Consider the following 21632-nt stretch of genomic DNA (forward strand, 5'->3'; position numbering starts at 1 on the left):
GTCGCGGGCATCAGGAGATCCGCTCCTTGAGTTCCGTCAGCCACCGGTCGATGACGGGGGCCGTCGTGTCGACGTGCTGTTCGACGATCGTGAAGTGGGTGCCGGGGACGGTCGCCACGGTGTCGGCGCCTTCCCAGTCGGCCTGCCAGTCGGCTTCGGGCGCGTCCGGAGCGATCGCCGAGTCCTCGGCCTGCGCGAACAGGTCCCCGGCCCGGACGAACAGCACCGGCGCCTCGATCCGGTCCTGGCGGAACTGCGGCAGCAGCTCGACGTACCGGCCCATCGCGGAGAGTTCGGCGCTGCTGAACGAGCCGAGCGTGGCCGCCTTGTCGGGGACGGCGAACGCCATCTGGTCGAAGAGCGCGTCGTTGGTCCCGCCCATGTAGTACGTGTCGAGCAGGACGAGTCCGGCCGGCCGCACCCCGTGGGCGCGCTCCAGGCGGGCCACCGTGGCGTGGGCGAGCAGGCCGCCCGAGGAGAAGCCGAGCAGGGCGAACGGTGCACCGTCCGCGGCCCGCAGCACGGCTTCGGCCAGTACGTCGACCGCCGCCTCGAAGGACTCCGGCAGCGACTCCCCGCGCCCGAAGCCCGGGGTGGGGATACCCGACACCGGCATCGAGAGCCGGGCCGCGAGCCGCGCGTGCTGGTGCACACCGCCGGCCACGGTCGGCGTGCTGAGGCAGATCAGTCGGGGCGCCTTCGGCCCCCCGGCGGCCTGCTGGTGGCGGGCGCCGTACGACACCGCCGCGGGCAGCTCCGGGAGGTCCGCCGCCGAGGCGAAGGAAGGCCGCAGCGCGGCCACGGACCGCAGCATCGCCAGCCCGGGCTGGAGGTTGCCCGACATGATCGCGTCGAGGAACAGCCCGTACAGGGTGTCGTCGAGCGGGCTCTGCGACGGCGCCGCCGAAGCGGCGTCCCGGCCCTGTTCGCCCTGCGCCGCCGCCAGCCGGGCGGCGAGCAGCCGGGCCAGTTCGAGCGGGTTCTTGCTGTCGAAGACGACCATCGCCGGCAGGGACAGCCCGCAGGCCGCGTTCAGCCGGTTGCGGAGCTCGACCGCGGTCAGCGAATCGAACCCGGCCTCCAGGAAGCCCGCTTCGGCGTCGACCGCGCCCACGTCGGCGTGTCCGAGCACCTCGGCCGCGTGCGTGAGCACGGCGTCCAGCACGGCCCGCTCCCGTTCGGCGTCGCCGAGACCGCGCAGCCGCTCGCGCAGCGCCCCCGCGTCGGTGGCCGCGGCCGCCGCACCGGCCCGGCGCCGGGCGGTGGGTGCCAGGCCCCGCAGCAGGGCCGGTACCTCGTCGGTACGGGCCCGCAGGGCGCCCAGGTCGACCCGGAGCGGGACCAGCGCCGGGGCGTCGGCGGCGACCGCCGCGTCGAAGAGCCACAGCCCCTCCTCTTCGGAGAGCGCGGGGGTTCCCGTACGGCGCATGCGCTGGAGGTCCGCCTCGCCGAGCCACTGGCTGAGGCCGGTCTCGGTGTCCCACAGGCCGAACGCCATCGAGGTGGCGGCCATGCCGCGGGAGCGGCGGTGCTGGGCGAGCGCGTCGAGGAACACGTTGGCCGCCGCGTAGTTGCCCTGCCCGGCGGCCATGACGAGGCCGCCGGCGGAGGAGAACAGGGCGAACGCGGTGAGGTCGAGCCCTGCCGTCAGCTCGTGCAGGTGCCAGGCTGCGTCCGCCTTGGCACGCAGTACGTGGTCCACCTGCTCGGGGGTGAGTGCGCCGATCAGGCCGTTGTGCGCGACACCCGCGGCGTGTACGACGCCGCGCAGGGGGTGCTCGGGGCCGACGGAGCCGATCAGGGCGGCGACCGCCTCGCGGTCGGAGACGTCACAGGCGGCGATGTCCACCTCGGCCCCCAGCGCGACGAGTTCGTCGCGCAGGCCGGCCGCGTTGGGGGCGCCGAGGCCCCGCCGGCTGGTGAGCAGCAGGTGCCGCACGCCGTGCTCGGTGACGAGGTGCCGGGCGACGAGGGCGCCGAGACCTCCCGTACCACCGGTGATCAGGACCGTGCCGTCGGCGTCCCAGGGGCTCGCGCCGCCCGCGGCGGTGGAGCGGGTGAGGCGCGGGGCGAGCACCGTGCCCCGGCGGACGGCCAGTTCCGGCTCGTCGGTCGCGAGGGCCGCGGCCAGCGCCTTCGGGGACACCTCGGCGTCCTCCAGGTCCAGCAGGACGAACCTGCCGGGGTTTTCCGCCTGCGCGGCGCGGACCAGGCCCCAGACGGGTGCCTGCCGTACGTCGACGGGGTCGCCGTCCGAGACGGCCGACGCGGCCCGTGTGACGAGGACCAGCCTGGAGCGTGCGAACGCCGGCTCCGCCAGCCACCGCTGGACGGCGGCGAGTGCGGTGTCCACCGCGGTCCGCACCCCGGCGGTGACCTGCGCCTCCCCGCCTGCGGCCGGGCCGCCGGGCAGCACCGGCAGGAGTACGGTGTCCGGCACCTCCGCGCCCGGCGCGCCGAGCGCGTCGAGGCCCGCGACCACCGGGACCCCGGCGACTTCCAGACCCGGCCCGGCGATCGTCCACGGCCCGCGCGGCCCGGACCCGCCCCGCACCGGCACCCAGTCGACGGCGAGCAGCGCGTCCCGGAAGCCGCCGGCAGCGGGCAACTGCCGAGCGGCGACCGGCCGCAGCAGCAGGGCGGCCACGGAGGCCACGGGCGCCCCCGCCGGGTCGGCGAGGTCCAGGCGCACCGCGTTGCGCTGCCCCTCGACGGGGGCGAGCCTGACCCGCACGGCGGTCGCGGACGCGGCGTGCAGGGTGACGCCCGCCCAGGAGAAGGGGAGCAGGGCCTGCCCGCCGTCCTCGTCGGCGCCGAGACCGCCGAAGCCGAGGGCGTGCATCGACGCGTCGAGCAACGCCGGGTGGAGCCCGAACCGCCCGGCGTCGGCGTGCGCCTGCTCGGGCAGCTCGATCTCCGCGTACAGGGCCTCGCCGAGCCGCCAGGCGGCCGTCAGGCCCTGGAAGACCGGACCGTAGCCGAAGCCGCGTTCCGCGAGCCGGTCGTACAGCTCGTCGGTGTCGAGTGCCTCGGCGCCGACGGGCGGCCAGACGGTGGGGCCGCCACCGTCGCCCGGCACGGTGCCTCCGGCATTCCCGGTGCTCGCCGGGGCGAGGAAACCGTCCGCGTGCCGGGTCCACGGCTCGTCGGGCCGGTTCTCGGGGCGCGAGTAGACCTGTACGGCCCGCCGGGCACTGTCGTCGGGCTCCCCGACGACGACCTGCACGGCGACACCCGCGCGTTCGGGGAGTACGAGCGGCGCCTGGAGGGTGAGTTCCTCAAGGTGGGCGCATCCGACGTGGTCACCGGCCTGGAGCGCGAGCTCCACGAAGCCGGTTCCGGGGAGGAGGACGCTGCCGTGGACGGCGTGGTCGGCCACCCACGGCTGCGCGTCCGGCGAGATGCGGGCGGTGAAGGTCACCGCTTCGGAGTCGGGGGAGGCCAGGACGGCGGCCAGCAGCGGGTGGTCCAGCGCCCCCTGGCCGACCGCGACGGCGTCGGTGGCGGGCTTGGCGGCGTCGACCCAGTAGCGGCTGCGCTGGAAGGGATAGGTGGGGAGGTCGACGCGCCGGGCGCCGGTGCCGGCGTAGAGGGCCTGCCAGTCGACGCGCACGCCGTCCACGTGCAGCTGCGCGAGCGCCGTGACCAGCGACTCGGACTCACCCCGGTCCTTGCGCAGAGCAGCCGCGCAGAGGGACCGGTCCGTGGTGAGGCTCTGCTGGGCGAGGCCGGTCAGGACCCCGCCGGGGCCGATCTCCAGGAAGCGGGTCACTCCCTGCTGCTCCAGGGTCCGTACGGCGTCGGAGAAGCGGACGGCCTCGCGGACCTGCCCGACCCAGTACTCGGGGGACTGCCAGTCCAGCGACGGCTCACCGGAGACGGTGGACACCGCGGGGATGCGCGGCTCGGCATAAGCCAACCGGGAAGCGACGGCACGGAACTCGTCCAGCATCGGATCCATCAAAGCCGAGTGGAAGGCGTGCGAGACGGCCAGACGGCTGGTCTTGCGGCCGGCAGCCGTGAAGTGCTCACCGAGGGCCAGCACAGCAGCCTCGACACCGGAGACGACGACCGAGTCCGGCCCGTTGACCGCAGCGATACCCACACCCTCGGCCAGGAGCGGCAGCACCTCTTCCTCGGTGGCCTGCACGGCGAGCATCGCCCCACCCGCAGGCAACGCCTGCATCAAACGTCCCCGGCTCACGACGAGTTCGGCCGCGTCCGCCAGGGACAGCACCCCCGCCACATGGGCGGCGGCCAGCTCACCGATCGAATGCCCGGCGACGACATCGGGCTTCACGCCCCACGCCTCCACCAACCGGTAGAGAGAAACCTCCAGCGCGAACAGTGCGGGCTGCGTCAACGCGGTCGCATCGAGCGCGGCCGCGTGTTCACCCCACACCACCTCCCGCAACGACCGACCCAGATGCCGGTCGACTTCTCCGCACACGGCGTCGAAGGCCTCGGCGAACACCGGGAACGCGTCATACAGCTCACGACCCATCCCCAGCCGCTGCGCCCCCTGCCCCGTGAAGAGGAAGGCGGTCTTCCCGGTCCGGCGGGCCTGGTCCCGTACGACCACGGGTGCGTTGCGGTCCTGGGCCAGTGCGGTCAGACCGCGCAGCAGTTCCGCCCGCTCCGTGCCCACGATCACCGCCCGGTGGGCGAAGGTGGTGCGCGAGGTGGCCAGGGAGAGCCCGATGTCCGATGCGTCGGTGTCCGTTTCGGCGGAGACCCGCTCCAGCAGACGTTCCGCCTGCGCGGCCAGCGCCTGCGGGGACTTCGCCGACAACACCCATGGAGTGGCCGGGAGTTCGGTTCGGAGGGCGCTCTCGCCGGGTACCGCGGCGGCTTCCTCGACGATCACATGGGCGTTGGTGCCGCTGATGCCGAACGACGAGACTGCGGCCCGGCGGGGCCGGTCCCCGGCCTGCCACGGGCGCGCTTCCGTCAGCAGCTCCACCCGGCCCGCCGCCCAGTCCACCTGGTCGGACGGGGCGTCCACGTGCAGGGTCTTGGGCAGGAGGCCGTGCCGCATCGCCATGACCATCTTGATGATGCCGGCGACGCCCGCCGCAGCCTGCGTGTGCCCCATGTTGGACTTGATGGAGCCCAGCCACAGCGGTTTGTCCGCCGGCCGGTCCTGGCCGTAGGTCGCGAGCAGTGCCTGCGCCTCGATGGGGTCACCGAGGGTGGTTCCCGTGCCGTGCGCCTCGACGGCGTCGACCTCGGCCGCCGTCAGCCCGGCGTTCGCCAGCGCCTGGCGGATGACGCGTTGCTGCGAGGGCCCGTTGGGGGCGGTCAGGCCGTTGCTGGCACCGTCCTGGTTGAGCGCGGAGCCTCGGACGACTGCGACGACGGGGTGGCCGTTGCGACGCGCGTCGGAGAGCCGCTCCAGGAGCAGCACGCCCGCGCCCTCACCCCAGGCGACTCCGTCCGCCGAGGCCGCGAAGGACTTCGAGCGGCCGTCGGGGGCGAGCCCGCGCTGCCGGCTGAACTCGACGAACATGCCCGGGGTGCCCATGACGGCCACGCCGCCGGCGAGCGCGAGGGAGCACTCCCCCGAGCGCAGCGCCTGGGCGGCCATGTGCAGGGCGACGAGGGAGGACGAGCAGGCGGTGTCGACGGTGACCGAAGGCCCTTCGAGGCCGAGGGTGTACGAGGTACGGCCGGAGACGAGGCTGCCGCCGCTGCTGGCCGCGGCTTCCACCCCGAGCGCGTAGTCGTGGTACATCACACCGGCGAACACCCCGGTCGCTCCGCCCTTGAGGGTGGTGGGGTCGATCCCCGCGCGCTCGATGGCCTCCCAGGACACCTCCAGCAGCAGCCGCTGCTGCGGGTCCATCATCAGCGCCTCGTTGGGGCTGATCCCGAAGAAGACCGGGTCGAACTCCGCCGCGTCGTAGAGGAACCCGCCTTCCTTGGCGTACGTGCGGCCCGGCGTGCCGGGCTCCGGGTCGTAGACCTCCGGGTCCCAGCCCCGGTCGGCGGGGAACCCGCCGATGGCGTCGACACCGTCCGCGACGAGCTTCCACAGCTCCTCGGGAGTGGTCACACCGCCCGGGTAGCGGCAACCCATGCCGACGATCACGATCGGGTCGTCCGCGTCCGCTCCCCCGACGGAGGACGGGGCACGGGCGGGCGCGGGCGCGGAGTGGGCGGAGCCGGCGGCCTCGGCGCCGATGTGGTCGGCGACCGCCCGCGCGCTGGGGTAGTCGAAGATCAGCGTGGCGGGCAGCCGCAGCCCGGTCACGGAGCCCAGCCGGTTGCGCAGCTCGACGGCTGCCAGGGAATCGAAGCCCAGCTCGCTGAACGCCCGCTCCGGCTCGATCGCGTCGGCCGAGGCGTGCCCGAGTACACCGGCGACCTGGGTCCGTACGAGGTCGAGCAGCGCGGCGCTGCGGTCGGCGGCGTCCAGCCCTGCGAGACGGGCGGCGAAGCCCTCGGCGCCGTCCGAGGACCGGGCGGACCGGCGTACGGGGACGCGGACGATGCCGCGCAGGAGGGCGGGCAGCTCGTCGGCCCGGCCGCGCAGGACGTTCGCGTCGATGCGCAGGGGAACAACGGCGGGGTATCCGGAGCGCAGGGAGAGGGTGAAGAGTGCGAGCCCGTCGTCCTGGGACAGGGCGGGCAGGCCCTGGGCCGCCATGCGCTGCTCGGCGAGGTCCAGCATGGTGGTCATACCGGTGTTGACGCCCCAGAGGCCGAAGGCCATCGAGGTGGCCGGCAAACCCTCAGCACGCCGATGAGCCGCAAGAACATCCAGGAAGACATTCGCAGCCGCGTAATTGCCCTGCCCCGCCGCCAGCACCAGACCACCGGCCGACGAGAACATCACGAACGCCGACAGACCCATACCCTTCGTCAACTCGTGCAAATGCCACGCCGCGTCCGCCTTCGGACCCAACACCGCATCCAACCGCGCCGCCGACAACGCACCCACCACACCGTTGTCCGCCACACCCGCCACATGCACCACACCCGACAACGGATGCGCCCCATCCACCCCCGCCAACACAGCAGCCAACGCACCACGATCAGACACATCACACGCCACGACCGAGACGCTCGCGCCCAACCCGGCCAGGTCACCCACCAGTTCGGCAACACCCGGCGCATCCGGACCACGACGCCCCAACAACAGCAGATGCCGCACCCCGTGCTCGACCACCAGATGCCGGGCCACCAAAGCACCCAGACCACCCGTACCACCCGTCACCAACACCGTGCCCGAGCCATCCCACACCGGCCCGACACCCTCCACAGCCGGCACACGAGCCAGACGAGGCACCAACACCCCACCACCCCGCACCGCCAACTCCGGCTCACCCAACGCCACCAACCCGGCGACATCCAACGAACCATCCGAATCAACCAACACGAACCGACCCGGATTCTCCGCCTGCGCAGCCCTCACCAGACCCCACACCGGACCCTGCCGCACATCCACCGGCTCACCCACACCCACAGCCACACCACCACGCGTCACCACCACGAGCGACGCACCCTCGAACCGCTCACCCGCCAACCACTCCTGCACCACACCCAGGACACGGTTGGCCAGGGCGTGCACGGCGGCAGGGACGTCGTCCCCGTCCGTGACGGGGCACTCGAAGACGACCGGGCCGTCGACCGGGCCGTCCTCGGGCAGGTCCGCCCAGCGCATGCCCGGCCCGTGGGCGGTGGCGGGCGCCGCGTCCGGCAGCGGGTTCCAGGTGATGTGGAAGAGGGAATCCGCGCCGTCCGTACCCAGCTGTTCGGTGGAGACGGGCCGGCCGACGACCGCGCCCACCGTCGCGACGGGCGCGCCGGTGGTGTCGGCCACCTGGAGCGAGAGGCTCTCCGGGCTGGGCTGGGTGATCCGCACCCGTACGGCGGTGGCACCCGTCGCGTGAAGGGTGACGTTCTGCCACACGAAGGGCAGTACCGTTTCGTCGCCGCCGGTGCCGTTCACGAGGGCGGCGTGCATGGCAGCGTCCAGCAGGGCCGGGTGCAGCCCGAACTCCGCGGCCTCCGCGTGGGCCTGCTCGGGCAGGGCGACCTCGGCGAACAACGTGTCCCCGAGCCGCCAGGCCGCCGTCAGGCCCTGGAAGACCGGTCCGTAGCCGAAGCCGCGCTCGCGCAGGCCCTCGTAGGCGCCGTCCAGGGGCAGTACGTCGGCACCGGCCGGGGGCCAGGCGGCCAGGGAGAAGTCGGGCGCTGCGGCATCCGGGGCGAGGACACCGTCTGCGTGCAGGGTCCACGGCAGGTCCGGCCGCTCCTCGGCGCGCGAGTAGACGCTGACCGACCGCCGTCCGGAGGCGTCCGCCGCCCCGACGACCATCTGAACGGTCACGGCGCCGCGCTCGGGGAGGATGAGGGGAGCCTGGAGGGCGAGCTCTTCCAGCACCCCGCACCCGACCTGGTCCCCGGCGCGGACCGCGAGTTCCACGAAGCCCGTGCCGGGCAGCAGGATGGACCCGAGCACGTCGTGGTCGGCGATCCAGCCGTGCGAGCCCACCGACAGCCGACCGGTGAACGTGACCACGTCCGTGTCGGGGGACGGCAGGACCGCACCGAGCAGCGGGTGACCGGCATCGGTCAGCCCGGCGGTCGCCATGCTGCCGCCACCCGTCCCGATCCACGAGTTCGCGAGGTACTCCTCGGTGCCGACCCAGTACCGGGTGCGCTGGAAGGCGTACGTGGGCAGCTCCACGCGGCGCAGAGGGGCGTCGGCGGGGGAGAACGCACGCCAGTCGACGGGGACACCGACGGTGTGGAGCCGTCCCAGGGCCGAGAGGAGCGATTCGGGCTCGGTGCGGTTCTTGCGGAGGGCGGGTACGAGGACGGCCTGCTCGGAGTCCACACCCTGCTGCGCGAGGCCGGTCAGGATGCCGTCCGGGCCGATCTCCAGGAAGCGGGTCACTCCCTGCTGCTCCAGGGTCCGTACCGCGTTCGCGAAGCGGACGGCCTCGCGGACCTGCCCGACCCAGTACTCGGGGGACTGCCAGTCCAGCGACAGCTCACCCGAAACGGTGGACACCACCGGGATCTGCGGCGTAGAGAACGTCAACCGGGAAGCGACGGCACGGAACTCGTCCAGCATCGGATCCATCAAAGCCGAGTGGAAAGCGTGCGAGACGGCCAGACGGCTGGTCTTGCGACCTTCGGCCGTGAAGTGCTCACCGAGGGCCAGCACAGCAGCCTCGACACCGGAGACGACGACCGAGTCCGGCCCGTTCACCGCAGCAATACCCACACCCTCGGCCAGGAGCGGCAACACTTCCTCTTCCGTCGCCTGCACGGCGAGCATCGCCCCACCCGCAGGCAACGCCTGCATCAACCGGCCACGCGACACCACCAGCTCTGCCGCATCAGCCAGCGACAGCACCCCCGCCACATGGGCGGCGGCCAGCTCACCGATCGAATGCCCGGCGACGACGTCAGGCTTCACGCCCCACGCCTCCACCAGCCGGAACAGCGCCACTTCCAGCGCGAACAGTGCGGGCTGCGTCAACGCGGTCGCATCGAGCGCGGCCATGTCCTCACCCCACACCACCTCCCGCAACGACCGCCCCAGATGCCGGTCCACCTCCCCGCACACCGCGTCGAAGGCCTGCGCGAACACCGGGAACGCCTCGTACAGCTCACGACCCATCCCCAGCCGCTGCGCCCCCTGCCCCGTGAACAGGAACGCCGTCCGCCCACCGGGCTGAGCCTGACCCTTCACCAGGGCCGGGTGCTCCTCCCCCGCCGCCAGGGCCGCAAGGGCACCCAGCCGGCCCGCCTCGTCGCCCGTCACCACCGCGCGGTGGTCCATCGTGCTGCGGGCTGTCGCGAGGGTGTATCCGATGTCCTCGGGGCGATGGGCGTCGGCCACTGCGAGCAGGCGTTCCGCCTGGCCCGCCAAGGCAGCGGCGGACTTCGCCGACAGCACCCAGGGCTGAGGGGTCGTGTGCCCCGCCTCGGCCGTCGGCTGTGCTTCGTCGGTGGCCTCCTCCACGATGACGTGGGCGTTCGTCCCGCTGATGCCGAACGAGGAGATGCCGGCGCGGCGCGGCCGGCCCTCGGCCTGCCACTCCCGCGCCTCGGTCAGGAGCTCCACGTCCCCCGCCGTCCAGTCGATCTGGTCCGACCGCTCCTGCGCGTGCAGGGTGGGCGGCAGCACGCCGTGCCGCATCGCCATGACCATCTTGATGATCCCCGCGACGCCCGCCGCAGCCTGCGTGTGCCCCATGTTCGACTTGACGGAGCCCAGCCACAGCGGCCGCCCCTCCGGCCGCCCCTGCCCGTACGTGGCCAGCAGCGCCTGCGCCTCGATCGGGTCACCGAGCACCGTGCCCGTTCCGTGGGCCTCGACGGCGTCGACCTCCGCCGTCGTCAGTCCGGCGTTCGCCAGTGCCTGGCGGATCACCCGCTGCTGCGCGGGGCCGTTCGGGGCGGTCAGCCCGTTGCTGGCACCGTCCTGGTTGAGCGCCGAGCCGCGGACGACGGCGAGTACCGGGTGTCCGTTGCGGCGCGCGTCGGAGAGCCGCTCCAGGAGGAGCATGCCGGCGCCCTCGCCCCAGCCCGTTCCGTTCGCGTCCGCGCCGAACGACTTGCAGCGGCCGTCGGGGGCGAGGCCGCGCTGACGGCTGAACTCGACGAAGACCTCCGGGGTCGCCATGACGGCGACACCGCCGGCCAGCGCCAGCGAGCACTCCCCGGACCGCAGGGCCTGGGCCGCCATGTGCAGGGCCACCAGGGACGACGAGCACGCCGTGTCGACGGTGACCGCCGGACCCTCCAGGCCGAACACGTACGAGACGCGCCCGGAGGCGATGGCGCCGGTGCTGTTGTTGGCGGCGTAGTCGTGGTACATCATCCCGGCGTAGCAGCCGGTCATGCTGCCCCGCAGGGTCTCCGGGTCGATCCCGGCGCGCTCGAAGACCTCCCAGGCCGTTTCCAGCAGCAGGAACTGCTGCGGGTCCATGAGGGCGGCCTCGTTGGGGCTGATGCCGAAGAACGCCGGGTCGAACTCGCCCGCCCGGTGCAGGAATCCGCCCTCGCGGGCGTAGCTGGTGTGCGGGCGCTCGGCGGTGGGGTCGTAGATGCGGTCGAGGTCCCAGCCGCGGTTGTCGGGGAAGCCGGAGACGGCGTCCACGCCGTCGGCCACCAGCCGCCACAGCGCCTCGGGGGTGTCCACCCCTCCGGGGTAGCGGCAGGCCATGGCGACGATCACGATGGGGTCGTCGTCCTCGCCGGCGGTCCGGACCGCGGTGGCCGCGGCGGGGCCGGACCGGCTGTCCGCGCCGTCGAGTTCGTCCAGCAGGTGACGGGCGAGGGCGCGCGGGTTCGGGTAGTCGAAGGCCAGGGTGGCGGGGAGGCGTACGTCCGTGGCGGCGCTGACGGCGTTGCGGAACTCGACGGCGGTCAGCGAGTCGAAGCCCAGTTCGCTGAACGCGCGGCTCTCGTCCACCGCGTGTGGCCCGGGGTAGCCGAGGGTGACCGCCACCTGGGTGCGCACCAGGTCCAGCAGGAGGGCGACGCGCGCTTCCCGGTCCAGCCCGGCCAGGCGCCCGCGCAGCGAGCCGGCGTCCTCGGGCGCCGTCACCGCGCCGCGGCGCGGCCGTATGCGGACCAGGCCCCGGAAGAGCGGGGGCAGTGCGTCGCCGGCGGCCGCGAGGGTCCGTACGTCGAGCCGGATCGGCAGGACGACCGGGATGTCGACGGTCAGGGCGCGGTCGAAGAGGTCCAGGCCGTACTCGGCGGTGAGGGCGCCGATGCCGGTGCGGCTCATCCGCTGGAGGTCGGCTTCGGTCAGGGTGCCGGACATGCCGCTCGCCCACAGCCCCCAGGCGAGGGACCGGGCGGGCAGGCCGTGGGCGCGGCGGTGGGTGGCGAGGCCGTCGAGCAGGGCGTTGGCGGCGCCGTAGTTGCCCTGGCCGGGGGCGCCGAGGACCCCGGTCGCGGAGGAGAACAGGACGAAGGCCGACAGCTCCAGGTCCCGGGTCAGCTCGTGCAGGTGCAGGGCCGCGTCCGCCTTGGCCCGCAGGACGGCTTCCAGGCTCTGCGGGGTCAGCGAGCCGATGAGGGTGTCGTCGAGCACTCCGGCGAGGTGGACCACGCCGGTGAGGGGTACGCCGGCCATGAGCGCGGCCAGGGCGTCCCGGTCGCCCGCGTCGCAGGCGGCGAGGGTGGCTTCGGCTCCGAGGGCCCGCAGTTCGGCGAGCTGTTCCTGCGCGCCGGGGGCGTCCGCGCCGCGCCGGGAGACCAGCAGCAGGTTCCGTACGCCGTGGGCTTCGACCAGCCGCCGGGCGACGAGACGGCCCAGCGCGCCGGTGGCGCCGGTCACCAGGACGGTGCCGTTGCCGAAGTCGGGCTGCACGCGCCGCTCGGGGTCGTCGGTGAGGCGGGTCAGGCGGGCTCCGTGCACGGTGGTGCCGCGCACGACGGTGTGGGGTTCGCCGGCGGCCACCGCGAGGGCCGGCTCCGCGTCGCGGCCGAGGTCGGTCAGGAGGAACCGGCCGGGGTGCTCCGCCTGCGCCGAGCGGACCAGGCCCCAGACGGCCGCTCCGGCCAGGTCGGTGACGTCCTCGCCGGGCAGGGCGACGGCTCCTCGGGTGGCGATCAGCAGGCGCGAGGCGGAGTACCGCTCGTCGGCGAGCCAGCTCTGCAGCGCGTCGAGCACCCGGCCGGTGGCGGCCCGTACCCCGTCCGTGTCGCAGGCGGGTGCGGAGTGCAGGACGACGGTCTCCGGTACGGGCACGTCGGCGGGCAGGGTGTCCCAGTCGGCCGGGGCCGCGTCGGCGGCGGGGACGACGGGCAGCTCGGCCCAGTCCAGGGCGAAGAGGGACTCGTGGGCGACGGTGCGGGCGGCGGCGAGCTGCCGGGCGGAGACCTCGCGCAGGACGAGGGAGTCCACCGAGAGGACGGGGCGGCCCGTCTCGTCGCCCACGGCCAGCGCGAGCGCGCCCGAGCCGTCCGGGGTGATGCGGACGCGCAGCCGGGTGGCCCCGGAGGCGTGCAGCCGTACGCCCGTCCAGACGAACGGCAGGACGGGGCCTTCGGCGCCCGCGAACAGGTCGGTGAAGACGGAGCCGTGGAGGGAGGCGTCGAGGAGGGCGGGATGCAGCCCGAACGCGGCGGCGTCGGCGCGGGCCCGTTCGGGCAGGGCGACTTCGGCGAAGACCTCCGTGCCGGCGCTCCAGGCGGCGGTCAGGCCGCGGAAGGCCGGGCCGTAGGGGAGCCCGGCCGCGGCGAGCGCCTCGTACACCCCGGCCGTGTCGATCGGGGCGGCGCCGGCCGGCGGCCAGGCCGCCAGGTCGAAGGCGTCGGTGGCGGCCTTGGCGGGGCCGGCCGCGGCTATTGCGGCGGTGACGGGTCCGGCCGCGAGGACGCCGGCCGCGTGCAGGGTCCACGGCTGGTCGGGCTGGTCGTCCCGCCGGGAGTGGACGCTGACGGGACGCCGTCCGGCGGCGTCCGCCGCACCGACCTCGACCTGGAGGGCGACGGCTCCGCGCTCGGGCAGCACGAGCGGGGACTGCAGCATGAGCTCTTCGAGCGAGTCGCAGCCGACCTGGTCACCGGCCCGGACGGCCAGTTCCACGAAACCGGTGCCGGGGAACACCACGGAGTCGCCCACGAGGTGGTCGGCGAGCCACGGCTGCGCCGAGACCGAGACGCGGCCGGTGAGGACCACCCCTCCGGAGTCGGCCAGGGACACGACGGCGCCGAGCAGCGGGTGTCCGGCGGCGGCCAGCCCGGCGGCGGAGAGGTCTCCGAGGGCGCCCGTGCCCTCGACCCAGTAGCGGGTGCGCTGGAAGGCGTACGTGGGAAGCCCGACGCGGCGCGCGCCGGTGCCGGCGTAGAACGCCGCCCAGTCGACGGGCGCGCCGCAGGTGTGGAGCCGGGCCACGGCGGCGATGAGGGCCTCGGGCTCGGGGCGGTTCTTGCGGAGGGCGGGGACGAGGACGGCCTGCTCGGAGTCCAAGCTCTGCTGCGCGAGACCGGTGAGGACGCCGTCGGGGCCGATCTCCAGGTACCGGACGGCGCCTTCGCGTTCCAGCGCGCCCACCGCGTCGGCGAAGCGGACGGCTTCGCGGACCTGCCCGACCCAGTAGTCCGGGGACTGCCACTGCGCGCCGACCCGCTCACCGGTGACGGTGGAGACGGCCGCCACGATCGGTTCGGAGTAGCTCAACCGCGATGCCACGGCTCGGAATGCGTCCAGCATCGGGTCCATGAGCGCCGAGTGGAAGGCGTGCGAGACGGCGAGCCGGCTGGTCTTGCGGCCGATGGCGGTGAAGTGCTCGCCCACGGCCAGTACGGCGGCCTCGGCGCCGGAGACGACGACCGAGTCCGGTCCGTTGACCGCCGCGACGCCCACACCGTCGGTCAGGAGCGGCAGCACCTCTTCTTCGGTGGCCTGCACGGCGAGCATCGCCCCGCCCGCGGGCAGCGCCTGCATCAACCGCCCGCGCGCCACGACGAGTTCGGCCGCATCGGCCAGCGACAGCACCCCCGCCACGTGCGCGGCGGCCAGCTCGCCGATCGAATGCCCGGCAACCACATCTGGCGTGATACCCCACGCCTCCACCAACCGGTACAGGGAGACTTCCAGCGCGAACAGTGCGGGTTGCGCCAGCGCGGTGGCGTTCAGCGCGTCCGCGTCCTCGCCCCACACCACCTCCCGCAACGACCGCCCCAGATGCCGGTCCACCTCCGCACACACCGCGTCGAAGGCCCCGGCGAACACCGGGAACGCCTCGTACAGCTCACGGCCCATGCCCGGCCGCTGGGCGCCCTGGCCCGTGAACAGGAAGGCGGTCGCGCCCTTGGTGACCACGCCGGGCACGACGTTCGGGTGCGGCTGCCCCTGCGCCAGCGCCGCGAGGCCGGCAAGGGCGCCCTCGCGGTCGGCGGCGAGGACGACCGCGCGGTGGTCCAGGGCGGCGCGGGTCGTGGCGAGGGAGTAGCCGAGGTCCGCGGCGGAGTCCTGTTCCGGGAGGCCGGTGACGTGCGCGTGCACCCGGGCGGCCTGGGCGGCGAGCGCGTCGGCGTCGCGGCCGGACACCGGCCAGGGCAGGACGGCGGGCAGCGCCGCCGTGTCGGGCGCCGGGGCGTCGGCCGCTTCCGGGGACGCCTCGGACGGCGCCTCGACGGGAGCCTCTTCGAGGATGACGTGGGCGTTGGTTCCGCTGACGCCGAACGCGGAGACACCGGCGCGCCGGGGCCGGCCCTCGGCGCGCTCCCACGTACGGGGTTCGGCCAGCAGCCGGACCCGCCCCGCGGACCAGTCGACGTGGCTGGAGGGCTCGTCCACGTGCAGGGTCTGCGGCAGCACCCCGTTGCGCAGGGCCATGACCATCTTGATGACGCTGCCGACACCGGCCGCGGCCTGGGCGTGCCCGATGTTGGACTTGATGGAGCCCAGCCACAGCGGCCGGTCCTCGGGGCGGTCCTGGCCGTAGGTGGCGAGCAGCGCCTGTGCCTCGATGGGGTCGCCGAGGGTGGTGCCCGTACCGTGCCCCTCGACGACGTCGACCTGCGAGGCCGGCAGTTTCGCGTGGGCGAGCGCCTGGCGGATCACGCGTTGCTGCGCGCGTCCGTTGGGGGCGGTCAGGCCGTTGCTGGCGCCGTCCTGGTTGACCGCGCTGCCGCGGACGACGGCGAGGACCGGGTGGCCGTTGCGGCGGGCGTCGGAGAGCCGTTCGAGTACGAGCATGCCCGCGCCCTCGGACCAGCCGGTGCCGTCGGCCGCTTCGGCGAAGGCCTTGCAGCGGCCGTCGGGGGCGAGCCCGCGCTGGCGGCTGAACGCGATGAACGGCGACGGGGTGGACATGACCATGACGCCGCCGGCGAGGGCCAGCGAGCATTCGCGCTGCCGCAGCGCCTGCGCGGCGAGGTGCAGGGAGACGAGCGAGGAGGAGCAGGCGGTGTCGACGGTGACGGCCGGCCCTTCGAGACCCAGGGTGTAGGAGATGCGGCCGGAGATGACGGCGGCGGCGTTGGCGGTGGTCATGTACGCCTCGGCGACTTCGCCCGCCGCGCCGATCAGGTACTCGTAGTCCTGGATACCGGAGCCCGCGAACACCCCGACGGGCTTGCCGCGCAGGGAGACGGGGTCGATGCCGGCCCGCTCGATGGCCTCCCAGGACACCTCCAGCAGCAGCCGCTGCTGGGGGTCCATGGTCAGCGCCTCGTTGGGGCTGATGCCGAAGAACCCGGCGTCGAAGCCGGCGACGTCCTGGACGAAGCCGCCTTCGTTGACGTAGCTGCCGCCGGACCCGGAGGTGTCCGCTCCGTCCCCTTCCCCGCCGCGCAGGCCGTCGAGGTCCCAGCCGCGGTCGGTGGGGAAGGTGGTGATGGCGTCGCGGCCCTCGGCCACGAGCCGCCACAGGTCGTCCGGGGTGCTGATGCCTCCCGGGTAGCGGCAGCTCATCGCCACGATGGCGATGGGTTCGTGGTCCTGGTTCTCGACCTCCTGGAGCCGTCGGCGGGTCTGGTGCAGATCCGCCGTGACCCGCTTGAGGTAGTCGAGAAGCTTGGCGTCGTCATTGGACATTCTGGGTCCCACCGAGTCCTTGTTCATGCCGAGAGGTCGAGTCGATCCGGGGTCGGGTGCACCGGGGCGCGGTCGCGCCGGTCAGGTGAGGCCGAGTGCGTTGTCGATGAAGGCGAAGACGTCGTCTGCGGAGGCCGATTCGAGCCGGCCGCCTATGCCGTGGGCACCGGCCGTCGCGTCGAGGGTCGCGGTGAGGCGGGTCAGCAGGCTCTGCAGCCGGGCGGTGATGCGGGTGGCTTCGATCTCGTCGGCACCGAGCGCTTCGGCGGCCTGTTCGAGACGGTCCAGCTGGGCGAGCACCGGCAGTTCACCGGCGTTCTCGTCCTGGCAGAGCTCCGAGTGGAGGTGGCCGGCGAGCGCCGCCGGGCTGGGGTGGTCGTAGATCATGCTGGTCGGCAGGGGCCGGCCGGTGGCCGTGACCAGGCGGCTGCGCAGGTCGACGGCCGCGACGGAGTCGAAGCCCAGGTCGGTGAAACCGCGGTCGGCGCCCACGTCGGCGGGGTCGTCGTAGCCGAGCAGGGCCGCCGTGTGGCCGCGTACCAGGTCCAGCAGTGTCCTCAGCTGGTCGGCCCGGCCGAGTCCGGCCAGCCGGGCGGCCAGGTCGGTGCCTTCACCGGCGCCCGTCGCGGGGTCCGTGCCGAGGGCGGCGACCGCCTCGGGCAGTGCGTTCAACAGGGGTCGTGGGCGGGCCAGCGCGTAGGTGGGGGCGAAACGTTCCCAGTCGAACTCGGCGACCACCGCGTGCGGGGCGACGCCCGCGAGGATCCGGCGGAGTGCGCCGACGGCGTGCTCCGGGCGCATCGCGGGTGCCCCGATGCGGCGCATCACGGCGGCGAGTTCGGCGTCGACCATGCCGCCGTCCCAGGAGCCCCAGGCCACGGAGGTGGCGGCGAGGCCGCGGGCACGGCGGGAGTGGGCGAGGCCGTCGAGGTAGGCGTTGGCGCTGCCGTACGCGCACTGCCCGGCGCTGCCCCACACGGCGGCGCCGGAGGAGAACAGCACGAAGGCGTCGAGGGGGGTGTCCGTGAGCATTTCGTCGAGGTGGCGGGCGCCGAGCACCTTGGCGGCGGCCACCTCGGCGAGGTCCGCGAGGGTGAGTTCGGCGAGCGGCGCGATGCGCTGGGGCAGTCCGGCCGCGTGGACGACGGCGGTGAGGCCGGTCAGTCCGTCCAGGAGGCGGCGCACGGCTTCGCGGTCGGCGATGTCGCAGGCTTCGACGGAGACCCGCACGCCCGACGTGCGCAGTTCCTCGGCGAGTTCGGCGGCGCCGGGGGCCTGCGGGCCGCGCCGGCCGGCCAGGACGATGTGCTCCGCGCCGTCGGCGGCCAGCATCCGGGCGACGTGCGCACCGAGTCCGCCGGTGCCGCCGGTGACCAGGACGGTGCCGCGCGGGTGCCACGGCCCGGCCGGGTCGGGCCGGGTGGGGCGCGTCATGCGGCGGCCGTACGTGCCCTCGGGGCGCAGCGCGACCTGGTCCTCCCCGGTGGCTCCGCCGAGGATGTCGCACAGCCGTCCCGCGAGCCGTTCGGCGGCTTCGCCCTCGGGCTCCGCCCCGGCGGGGAGGTCGACGAGACCGCCCCAGGTGGCGGGGGTCTCCAGTGCGAGCGCCGCGCCCAGGCCCCAGACGGCGCTCTGGGCGGGGTGCACGGGCCGGGCGGTCGAGTCGGCCTCGTCGGTGGCGACGGCGCCCCGGGTGAGGCACCACACGGGGGCGGTGCACTCCCGTGCGGCCAGCGCCTGGAGCAGGGCGACGGTGTCGGCCAGGCCGCGGGACAGCTCGGGGTGCTCCGGGTGGTCGGTGTCGTCCAGGGCGAGCAGGCTCAGCACCCCGGCCGGCGCTGCGGGCAGCGCCGGGGGCAGTACGGGGCCGCCCGCGCCGGTCGTGTGCAGGACGGGCCGCGCACCCCGGGTGGTGAGCGCGTCGGCGAAGACGGCGGCGAGGGGGTCCTGGCCGGGGGCGTGGACGAGGAGCCAGTCACCGTCGAGCGGGGCGGGCCGCGCCGGGTCGGGGACGGGGACCCAGCTGACGCGGTAGCGCAGCGCGTCCACGGCGGAGGCCTCGCGGCGGCCGGCCCGCCAGGTGGTGAGGGCGGGCAGGACGGGGGCGAGGGTGTCGGCGTCGAGGCCGAGCCGCTCGGCGAGTTCCGCCGCGTCGGCGCGTTCGACGGCCTCCCAGAAGCCGGTTTCCGCCGGGTGGGCTGCGGCCGGGGCGGCGGTCGGGACCTGGTCGGGGCGCGCCCAGTAGTTCTTGCGCTGGAAGGCGTAGGTGGGCAGGTCCACGCGCCGGGGGCCGGACCCCACCCCGGCTGCCGCGGCGTTGAAGTAGGCCGCCCAGTCGACGTGGACCCCTTGCGCGTGAGCGGCGGCGACGGCTTCGGCGAGCGCCCGCTCCTCGCTCCGGCCGCGCCGCAGGGCGGCGGTGAACACCGGCCGGTCGGCGTCGGCGGCCACGTCGCCGTCGGCGTCGCCGAGGCAGTCGGGGCCGAGCGGGGTGAGCGCGGCGTCGGGGCCGAGTTCGAGGAAGGTGCGGACGCCCTTGGCCGCCAACTGTCCCACCGCGTCGCTGAAACGGATGCTCTGGCGCACGTGGCGCACCCAGTAGTCGGCGTGGGCGGCTTCGTCGGCGCCGAGGAGTTCCCCGGTCACGGTGGAGACGATCGGGATGCGGGGGGTTCCGTAGCGGATGCTCTCGGCGACGGCGCGGAACGCGTCGAGCATCGGCTCCATCAGCGGCGAGTGGAAGGCGTGCGAGACGGCGAGCCGTTTGGTCTTGCGTCCCTGGGCGCGGAAGTGCTCGGCGAGCGCGGTGACCGCCTCCTCCGTGCCGGAGACGACGACGGCGCGGGGGCCGTTGAGGGCTGCGATGCCCACATCGGCGGTGAGCAGCGGTTCCACCTCCTCCTCGCCGGCTTCGACCGCGGCCATCGCACCGCCCCCGGGCAGGTCCTGCATCAGGCGGCCGCGGGCGGCGACGAGCCGGGCGGCGTCGGGGAGCGTGAGGATGCCGCTGACGTGGGCGGCGGCCAGCTCGCCGATGGAGTGCCCGGCGAGGAAGTCGGGCCGGACGCCCCAGGACTCGACGAGCCGGTACAGGGCCACCTCACAGGCGAACAGGGCGGGCTGCGCCCGGCCGGTGGCGTCGAGCGGCGCACTGTCCTCACCCCACATCGTGTCGCGCAGCGGGGTGTCGAGGTGGGCGTCGAGGGCGGCGACCACCTCGTCGAAGGCGCGGGCGAACACCGGGTAGACGGCATGGAGTTCGCGGCCCATGCCGATCCGCTGGGAACCCTGGCCGGTGAAGAGTACGGCGGTCAGCGCGTCGGGGCGGGCTGCGCCGGTGACGGTGCCGGGGGCCGGCAGCGTCGGGTCGGCGGCGAGGGCGCGCAGGCCGCGGGTCAGCTCCGCGTAGCTGTCGGCGACGACCACGGCGCGGTGTTCCAGGGCGGCCCGGGTGGTGGCCAGGGACCAGGCCGTGTCGGAGAGGGCGTGGCCGGGGTGGGCGTCCACGTGGTCTGCGAGGCGGGCCGCCTGCGCGGCGAGCGCCTCGGGGCGGCGGGCCGAGACGAGGACGGGCACCGGAACGGGCCGGGGGGCCTCGGCCGTCCGGCCGCCCGCCCCGGGCGCCGTGGTCTCGTCCGTCCGGACCTCCAGCGCCGGAGTGCCATCTGCCGGGATGTCCTCTGCCCGGGTCTCCACCGGCGGGGTCTCGCCCGCCCCGGGCGCCTCCTTCGGGGCCTCCTCCACGATCACGTGCACGTTCGTGCCGCTCAGCCCGAACGACGACACGCCCGCACGCTTGGCGTGACCCCGCTCCGGCCAGGCGATCGGCTCGGTCAGCAGCCGTACGCTGCCCGCGCTCCAGTCGACGTTGGGGCTGGGTTCGTCCACGTGCAGGGTGCGCGGCAGCACACCGTGGCGCATCGCCTGCACCATCTTGATGACTCCGCCGATCCCGGCGGCCGCCTGCGAGTGCCCGATGTTCGACTTGAACGAACCCAGCCACAGCGGCTGGTCGGCGGGCCGCTCGCGCCCGTAGGCGGCGATGAGGGCCTGCGCCTCGATGGGGTCACCCAGGGTGGTGCCGGTGCCGTGCGCCTCCACGGCGTCGACGTCGGCGGGGGTCAGCCGCCCGGAGGCGAGGGCCTGCAGGATGACCCGCTGCTGGGAAGGGCCGTTGGGCGCGGTCAGGCCGTTGGAGGCACCGTCGGAGTTCATCGCCGAGCCACGGATGACGGCGAGCACCGGGTGGCCGAGGCGCCGCGCGTCGCAGAGCCTCTCCACGAGGACCATGCCCGCGCCCTCGGACCAGGTGGTGCCGTCCGCAGCCGCCGCGAAGGACTTGCACCGGCCGTCCGGGGCCAGCCCGCGGTCCTGGCTGAACCCGACGAAGGAGTCCGGGCTGGCCATGACGGTGACCCCGCCGGCGAGGGCCATCGTGCACTCCCCCGTCCGTACGGACTGGACGGCGAGGTGGAGCGCGACGAGCGAGGACGAGCAGGCGGTGTCGACGGTCACCGCGGGACCCTCCAGGCCCAGCGAGTACGCCACGCGGCCCGAGGCGACGCTGGCCAGCCCGCCGGTACCGCCGCCGCCCGGGTAGTCGTGGTAGACGACACCGGCGAACACACCGGTCCGGCTGCCCTTGAGGGAGGTGGGGTCGATGCCCGCGCGCTCGATGGTCTCCCAGGACACCTCCAGCAGCAGCCGCTGCTGCGGGTCGGTGTCGCGGGCCTCGCGCGGGCTTATCTTGAAGAAGTCGGCGTCGAACTCGCCCGCGTCGTGGAGGAAGCCGCCCTCGCGGCAGTACGTCTTGCCGGGCGTGGCCGGCTCCGGGTCGTAGAGGGCGTCCACGTCCCAGCCGCGGCCGTCCGGGAAGAGCGACACGGCGTCCCGGCCGGCGTCCACCAGCTGCCACAGGTCCTCGGGCGAGGCGATACCACCCGGGAACCGGCATCCCATCGCGACGATGGCCACCGGCTCCTGGTTGAGCTCCTCCGCTTCGCGCAACTGACGGCGCGTGCGCTGGAGTTCGGTGGTGGCGCGCTTGAGATAGTCCCGGAGCTTCTCGTCGTTGCTCATCGAACCTCAACCAATCTAGAGCTGATCG

2 protein-coding genes are annotated in these 21632 nt (G+C 74.4%); both read right to left on the reverse strand.

Annotated elements, in window-relative coordinates; genetic code table 11:
* Positions 1-10: 10 nt before the first annotated feature.
* On the reverse strand, positions 11-16525 hold the full coding sequence (locus tag OG861_RS07080) for a type I polyketide synthase (protein WP_330261489.1): 16515 nt from the start codon (positions 16523-16525) through the stop codon (positions 11-13).
* A gap of 81 nt (positions 16526-16606) precedes the next feature.
* Positions 16607-21604: a type I polyketide synthase gene (locus tag OG861_RS07085; RefSeq protein ID WP_330261490.1), complete on the reverse strand. Its 4998-nt coding sequence runs from the start codon at positions 21602-21604 to the stop codon at positions 16607-16609.
* Positions 21605-21632: the final 28 nt, after the last annotated feature.

The organism is Streptomyces sp. NBC_00539 (assembly GCF_036346105.1).
GTDB lineage: Bacteria > Actinomycetota > Actinomycetes > Streptomycetales > Streptomycetaceae > Streptomyces.

Bases quoted from the DNA above. Each gene is read 5' to 3' on its own strand.
- OG861_RS07080 (WP_330261489.1), bottom strand. From the start codon at position 16,525: ATGTCCAATGACGACGCCAAGCTTCTCGACTACCTCAAGCGGGTCACG.
- OG861_RS07085 (WP_330261490.1), bottom strand. From the start codon at position 21,604: ATGAGCAACGACGAGAAGCTCCGGGACTATCTCAAGCGCGCCACCACC.